Here is a 7,106-nt window from a genome sequence, read left to right as displayed (position 1 = left end):
TGGAAAGCAGCCCGTGCACCGTACTCTTGGCCACCCCCAGCTTGGCGGCAATTTCGTGCAGAGCCAGTTCCCCCTGCGCTTCGGCCAGTACATCAATGATTTTTAATGCCTTGGCTACCGACTTGATTTGGGAAGTCTTTTCCACTTTTTACATCCCCCTTACATCGTAAACCTGTCGTCCGGTACGACCGTAAGGTATTCCGCTATCTTGATAGTACTTCGCTTCACCTGTGCAAATTCCTTTCTGGCTGTGCACGGGGTAGGCAAACGAGAGCGGCCTGCTAAAGGCCCTGTACCTCCCGGGCTGCCGCCACGGCGGCGGCGTAGACTTCCTTCACCGGCACGCCGGCGGCCTGGGCCGCCCGGCGGCAGGCTTCGTATTCAGGAGCCACATTGGTCAGGGCTCGTCCTTCGGGATCATGATAAAAGCCTACTTTTACCGTCACCGGCCCATAAGGAGTTGGCACTTCCATGAAGCGCCGCCGGCAAACCAGCCGCTCCTCCCGGCGGAAACGCAAACCTAGGGTACTGGAATGGGCAAAGATAGCGGCCGCCACCGCCGCCAGTCGGTGCTCCGGGCACAGGGCGGTAAAAAGGATCCCCGGCCGGCCTTTTTTCATCTGCACCGGAGTAAAAAAGGCGTCCACGGCTCCGGTGGCCAGGACTTGTTCCATCAGGGCCGGGAAAAATTCGGGATTCATATCGTCAATGGTTGTTTCGATCACGAGGATACTCTCATGGTTTTTTTTTCCGCTTCGGCGTCGCTGACCTCACCCAGCGCCACCCGCAAGAGATTAGGATGAGAAAGCTGGGTCTTGCCGGCGCCAAAACCCACGCTGGTCAAATGCATGGCCGGGAAAGGCCCGAAACTTTCGGCCAACGTGGTGATGAGGGCCGCCCCGGTGGGGGTTACCAACTCGGCTTGATCTTCGGTGCCGTACACGGGAAAACCTTGGAGCAAGTAACCGGTGGCCGGGGCCGGTACCGGCAGCTTGCCATGATGGCATTCCACCCAACCGGAGCCCAAAGGCAGAGGTGAAGCCATCACCCGCTCCACACCCAGCAGGTGCAATCCCAGCACGGTTCCGACGATATCGATAATGGCATCCACCGCCCCTACTTCATGGAAATGGACCTTTTCGGGAGAGATGCCATGGACTTTCGCTTCTGCTGCGGCTAGGCGCCGGAAAACAGCCGCCGCTTTTTCCCGCACCGGCGCCGGGAGGGGACTGCCGTCGATCACGGACAGGATATCGGCCAGGTGCCGGTGGGGTTGGGGCCCGGATACCCGGACTTCTACGTCCACCGCTCCAATGCCGTGCTGCTGGACTTGCCGCACTTCCAATTCCCACCCTTCCAAAGGCAGGGTTCTTAATCCGGCCACCAGCTCTTCCAAGGATAGTCCGTTAGCCAGCAACGCCCCCAGGCACATGTCGCCGCTGATACCGGAAAAACAGTCGAAATAGGCAATTTTCATGAACTTACCACCCGCTTCTTCAAACTAGATATGACCTGCCCACTACTGCATAGAACAGCCGTCCAATTCCACTAAGCTTCCTCAAACACGAAGACGGCCCCTAGCAACCCAGGGGCGCCATATTGGTATTTATCAGGTTAAAATGCCGGCCGCTGAGTTCCCGGATCGGGCTCCCAACCCTACCTACCGGAATGCTGGGCTCCTGGGAGGAACCGCGGCCGGGCCATTACATTTCCGGGTACAGGCAAAAGCTTTGCCTGTACCCGGAAAACAAAACCTCAGTTAAGCTTCCAATACAGTGTAGCGGCCGAAGGGCACGAAGGCCACCCGGGCATCAGCGCCGTGCTTAGCCAGGGCATCTTGATAAGCCTTCTCTACGCTGTCATAAACGGTGAAGCCGAAGTCACGAGCCATGTCCAGGTTTTCCGGAAGGGTCACGATGTAGTAATCGGCATGGAGCATGGCCTCATAAATCTTGTACCAGATGCATCCGGCCCACAGCTCCCGGGAATGGTCGTAGAAAGCCTTCAGGGCTTTTTCATTATTCTCAGGAGTAGGCGGCATGAAGTCCTTTACCAGATCAAACAGGGCAAAGCCTGGCCAGGAGCCGTAGCCCGGGCACGGGGAGGTGAAGATGACCGTTCCGCCGGGTTTCAAAATGGGCAAGCAGTTGACAATGGCCCAGCCGGTATGGAAGAACAGGTGATCCGTCGGCGCCGTGGAACCGGCGATGACGATATCAGCCTTCTGTTCCTTAAAGGCGTCAGCTTTGAACCGGTAAACGCTGTCATAAACTTTCACGGCTTCTTTATGGGCTTCCACAAAGTCACCGGCATTGACATAGGTAACTTCAAATTGGTTGTTCACAATCATGTTAATGCCCATGGCTACCCCTGCCAGGCGGCCGGCTTCATACTTATCCAACTGCATCTGGCAGTCATTATTGCCGGGCACGCAGTCCGGGGCCAGGGACATCACGTGGTTGATTTCAATGGTTTCATTACTGGCTACCGCCGGGATAATCATGCCGGAGCCGCCGTAGCCCCACAAGGTAGCCTGGGTGGTGCTGACGGTAAGAATCACGTCCGCCTCGGCCACTTTCCGGTGAATCCAGACCGGGGTACCGGCAGTGCTAACACCTTTAAAGACGTAATTCTCCGGTTTGCTAACGTCATTGCAGTACACCTCGATACCGCTCTTTACGATCTCGCTGCCCAGTTTTTCTTCGATTTCCTCCGGGCTTAAGGTGGGCACCTTACCACATCCGATGACGATGGTGACCTCGGCGCCGGCGTTTTTAGCCTTTTCGATCAGCACCGGCAGGACTTCCTGCACTGGAGCCTGGCGAAACTGGTTTTCGGTAATAATGGTTACTTTCTTGGCACCAACCAGCAGTTCGGACAGTTTCTTGCTGCCGATGGGGTTTTCTACCGCTTCCGCCACCGCTTTCGCAACGGAGGGCAAGGCCGGCTGCTCTTGGGGGATGAAACTGGCCACCAGGTTTTTCTCGTCTACCTCCAGTTCCAGGAATACACCGCGGTCTTCGGCAGTTTCATAAGGCACTTTTAATTTCATACGGGAAATGCCTCCTTTTGATTAATAGTTTTATTTTTGGCATGCCTCGGCTTTCTCATGCTCTTCTAAGGCCCGGAGCACCCGCTCCGGGGTTAAAGGTAACTCGAAGAACCTCACCCCGCCCAGAGCATTGGAAACGGCGTTGACGATGGCCGGGCCCACCGGGTTCACCACGATCTCGCCGCAGCCTTTAGCACCGAAGGGACCAAAGGAACTCGGCTTCTCCACCAGCACGCTCTCCACCGGCGGCATATCCAAGGCCGTGGGAATCCGGTACTCCCGGAAGCTGGTGCGCATGTGCTCGATGGAGGGATAATACGGCAGGATATCTTCTGATAAACCGAAGCCTACGCCGAAACTGGCCCCGCCTTCGATCTGCCCTTCCAAGAGCAAGGGGTTGAGGGCTTTACCCATTTCCAAAGCCACGTACAGCTTCTCTACTTCGACCTCACCGGTCTCGTCATCCACCGCCACGTCCGCTACACAAGCGCAGTACTGGAGGGCTTGGAAAAAGTCCGCCTTACCCGTTTCCATATCCCGGGGCGGGAAGACCGGGCAGTGCCGCCCCACACCGATCAAGGCATCCTGAGCCACCCAGCAAGCTTCACCGGCTAATTCCGGCAAAGTGATCCGCTTCCCGGGTTCTACCGCCGAGGCAATGACGCCGTCACTGTATACCAGTTGTTCCATGGGTGTTTGGAATTTGGCGGCGGCATACTGCATGATTTTGTATTTCAAGTCTTCCGCCGCCTTCTTCACCGCATTGCCGCAAACCAGGGTGGTCCTGCTGGCAAACTGGCCGGTACACATGGGGTCTGGATCCGTATCGCCGGCGATTACTTTCACCAGCTTCGGATCCATCTCCAACACTTCCGCCGTTAACTGGCGGGCGATGGTTTTCACACCCTGCCCCATATCTACCGAGCCGATGCTCACTGTTACCGATCCGTCTACGTGTAACCGTATAATAGCTTCACTGGGGTCATTACCTCCGGTCAAACCCGAGGAATGGATCGTTACTGCAACTCCTCTACCCCGTCTAATCATCAGTCAGTACCTCCTCCACCTTATTTTTTATACCAGCCGGACGCCTCGATAACCGCTTCTAATGTCTCCCTGGCGCCTACTGCTTCAAGCACTTGCTGGGTCGGGAGGATATCGCCGTCTGTGAAGAGATTCTTCCTTCTTACTTCAATGGGATCCAGACCGGTTATCTCGGCGATCATTTCCATTTGTGTTTCGTTGGCGGAAACAGATTGGGTGATACTGTAACCCCGCATGGGACCCACGACTTGCTTGTTGGTATAAACCACATAACCGTCAAACCAGACATTGGGCACCCGGTACGGGCCGTTAATTTGCGAGGTTAATTTCAGCATCCCGTAGGTACCGAAGTCGTTGTAAGCGCCCGTATCTTGGATATATTTGATTTGGCGGGCGACCAGCGTGCCGTCTTTCTTGAATCCGGTCTTCATATACATGATGTCGGCGCTGCGCACGGTGGAAATCAAGAACTCTTCTTCCCGGGTCCAGCGCCATTTCACCGGTTTACCGGTCTTCTCCGCCAAAAGGGCGCACACGAACTCCGTGGACGGGTTGGACTTACCGCCAAAGCCGCCGCCGAGGGGACTGGCTACGATCCGTATGTCGCTGACTGGCTTTGCCAGCACCCCGGCGATCAAGAACTGGTGCCAGGAAGTAGTCTGGCTGGCGGTGTAAATGGTCACATGGCCGTTGGCATCAGCTTCAGCCACACTGCAGTGGGGTTCCAAGAAGGCATGTTCGTTCATGCCGGTACGGAATCTATGCTCAATAATGTAGTCTGACTCCTCAAAGCCTTTCTCCACGTCGCCCAGGCGCACCATCACCGCGTCATGGCCGCCGAGTTTGGCAATATTGCCGCCTTCGTGGACCTCGGGAGTTCCCGGCTGCATGGCTTCTTCGGGGTCGAATACAGGGGGTAATTCTTCGTAATCAATTTTCACTTTTTCCGCCGCTTCCTGAGCGGTATCTTCATCCACGGCGGCAATGGCCACTACCGGCTGGCCCAAATACCGGACGTACTTGTCAGGCAGCACCGGTTGGTCTTGCACAAAGGGCCCCCAGTAATTGTTGGGCACATCTTTATAGGTGATGACTCCTGCCACTCCCGGCACTCTTTCGGCCGCACTGGTATCAATATTTAAAATGCGGGCATGGGGCACGGGGAGTTTCGCTGTTTTGACATAGAGCATTCCGGGCAGGTAAATGTCGTCCACGTATTTCGTCTGCCCTGCCACGTGGCGATAGGCATCATATAAGGGAATCCTCTGGCCAATTACTTTTCCCATGATCTATCCTCCCTACACTGTAATACTCTTGACAGCCTCGACAATCTTCTGGTAACCGGTGCAGCGGCAGAGGTTACCGGAAATGGCCCGGCGGATCTCTTGTTCGGTGGGCTTGGGATTCTTATTCAGCAAGGCCTTGATAGCCAGCACCATACCGGGGGTGCAGAAACCGCACTGGGTACCGTGATGCTCCACCAGGCTTTTCTGAATAGCATCCATTTCACCGTTGACAATGAGGCCTTCCACGGTGGTCACGCTCTTGCCCTCTACTGTGGGAGCGAGCACGATACAAGAGTTCACCAGTTCCCCATCCAGCAAAACGGCACAGGACCCGCAGTCCCCGGTTTCACAGCCCTTCTTCACGCTGGTGACCCCCAGCTGCTGGCGCAAGACATCGGCTAAGTTAGCAGTGGGCTTGACGTCTACTTTTACTTCCCTGCCATTTAAGACAAATCTCACTTCCATTGCTTTAAGCCTCCTTCAGCTCAGTTGCCAGGCCGCCGGCCTCGACCAGGGCTCTCTTGAGGAGCACCTTAATGACCTTGCGCCGGTACCAGGCGGTGGCATAGGTGTCATCAATAGGATGAATATGGTCGTCGATCTCATTGACGGCTTGTTCGATTAAGCTCATGTCCACTTTCTTGCCGGCGAAGATTTCTTCCAAGCGGTACAGGCGCACCGGTGCAGGAGCCACGGCGCCGGCGGCAATGCGGCAAGCCCGGCAAATGCCTTCCCTGTCCTGTTCCATTTCTACCGCCAGGTTAATGATGGCCGTAGAACTCCCCTTCAAGGTACCGCTCCTCTGGAAAGACCAGCCTTTTTTCACACCTGGGGCTGCCAGGGGCAGGGACACACCGTAGAGGATTTCCCCAGGTTTTAAAGCTGTTTTTCCTTTGTCCACAAAGAACTCGTCCAGGGGTATCATCCTGTTTTCCTGCCGGGATTTGACATGCGCCACGGCACCGGCGGCCAGCAAAGCCACGCAGCTGTCGCCCGCCGGGGAAGCATTGACCAGGTTGCCGCCGACGGTTCCGGTGTTGCGGATGGCCGGCGTACCCATGTGATAGCTGGCGTACCAGGCATTGTAGGCCTTTTGTTTCATCACTTCGGAATCGGCAATGGTCGCATGGGTAGCCAGGGCACCCACGAAAATGTGATCGCCATGCTCCACGATTTTTTTCATTTCCGAGACATTGCCGATGTAGATGAAACCTTCGCAATTTTTTAGTTTTCTTAAATTCATCCAGGGAACCAGATCCGTTCCCCCCGCCACTAGTTTGTAGCTGCTGTGACGCTCCAGAAGTTCCAATGTCTCGCTCAGACTGCTGGGAGAGTAATACTGCACGCTCACGTCCTGCGCTCCTTTCCTCGATAAATTGCCTTTTGGTATTTAAGCCTGCCCCGCGACGGTGGGGCGGGCGGCTTCCTTTACCTGCCCACGCCCCGCTGCCGCAGCCACTTGGGTAAAAGCTCGTTCTCCACCCTCTCGCTGACTACCGGCGCTTTTTGGAGGAGCAGTTCCGCCAAAGGTTCGCTCACGTTGATACCGCCCATGGCCCCGTCGAAAACCAGCACTTTCCTCGTGCCGGTAACCTTATAGGCAAACTCCATGGCGGCTTCGGTGGTTTCGGCTACCAGGGCATGTTTCATGTAGGTCAGGTTCTGGGGATCCCGGTTAAAGAGATCGGCCTGTTCCTGTCCCACCACCACCGTGGGAATGTGCT

General features: G+C 55.9%; 9 protein-coding genes. All 9 read right to left on the bottom strand.

All coding sequences use genetic code 11. The features are described 5' to 3' along the window. On the bottom strand, positions 1-145 hold a 145-nt coding region (locus tag GXX34_03025; protein HHW06498.1), incomplete at its 3' end, for a helix-turn-helix domain-containing protein. A gap of 136 nt (positions 146-281) precedes the next feature. Next, a complete protein-coding gene (locus GXX34_03020) occupies positions 282-725 on the bottom strand; it encodes a LarC family nickel insertion protein (protein ID HHW06497.1) in 444 nt (147 codons plus the stop codon). Then, positions 722-1,477, bottom strand: a complete 756-nt coding sequence (larC, locus tag GXX34_03015; GenBank protein ID HHW06496.1) for a nickel pincer cofactor biosynthesis protein LarC — start codon at positions 1,475-1,477, stop codon at positions 722-724. The genes GXX34_03020 and larC overlap by 4 nt, the downstream gene beginning before the upstream one ends. A 282-nt stretch (positions 1,478-1,759) precedes the next feature. Continuing rightward, positions 1,760-3,052 (bottom strand): DUF2088 domain-containing protein, encoded by a 1,293-nt coding sequence (locus GXX34_03010; GenBank protein HHW06495.1) that lies wholly within the window; start codon positions 3,050-3,052, stop codon positions 1,760-1,762. Between the two features lie 30 nt (positions 3,053-3,082). Continuing rightward, entirely contained in the window at positions 3,083-4,099 is a 1,017-nt protein-coding gene (locus GXX34_03005; GenBank protein HHW06494.1) for a xanthine dehydrogenase family protein molybdopterin-binding subunit, read from the bottom strand. A 20-nt stretch (positions 4,100-4,119) separates the two neighbouring features. Next, entirely contained in the window at positions 4,120-5,382 is a 1,263-nt protein-coding gene (locus GXX34_03000; protein ID HHW06493.1) for a xanthine dehydrogenase family protein molybdopterin-binding subunit, read from the bottom strand. Between the two features lie 12 nt (positions 5,383-5,394). Next, on the bottom strand, positions 5,395-5,847 hold the full coding sequence (locus GXX34_02995) for a (2Fe-2S)-binding protein (protein ID HHW06492.1): 453 nt from the start codon (positions 5,845-5,847) through the stop codon (positions 5,395-5,397). Positions 5,848-5,851: 4 nt separating this feature from the next. Then, positions 5,852-6,733 (bottom strand): hypothetical protein, encoded by an 882-nt coding sequence (locus GXX34_02990; GenBank protein ID HHW06491.1) that lies wholly within the window; start codon positions 6,731-6,733, stop codon positions 5,852-5,854. Between the two features lie 77 nt (positions 6,734-6,810). Continuing rightward, a partial coding sequence (locus tag GXX34_02985; GenBank protein ID HHW06490.1) for a hypothetical protein occupies positions 6,811-7,106 on the bottom strand: 296 nt, incomplete at its 5' end.

This window comes from Clostridia bacterium (assembly GCA_012840125.1).
Taxonomy (GTDB): Bacteria; Bacillota; DULZ01; order DULZ01; family DULZ01; genus DULZ01.
The sequence above is the reverse complement of the archived record's forward strand: the minus strand, read 5'-3'. Positions and strand labels throughout refer to the sequence as shown.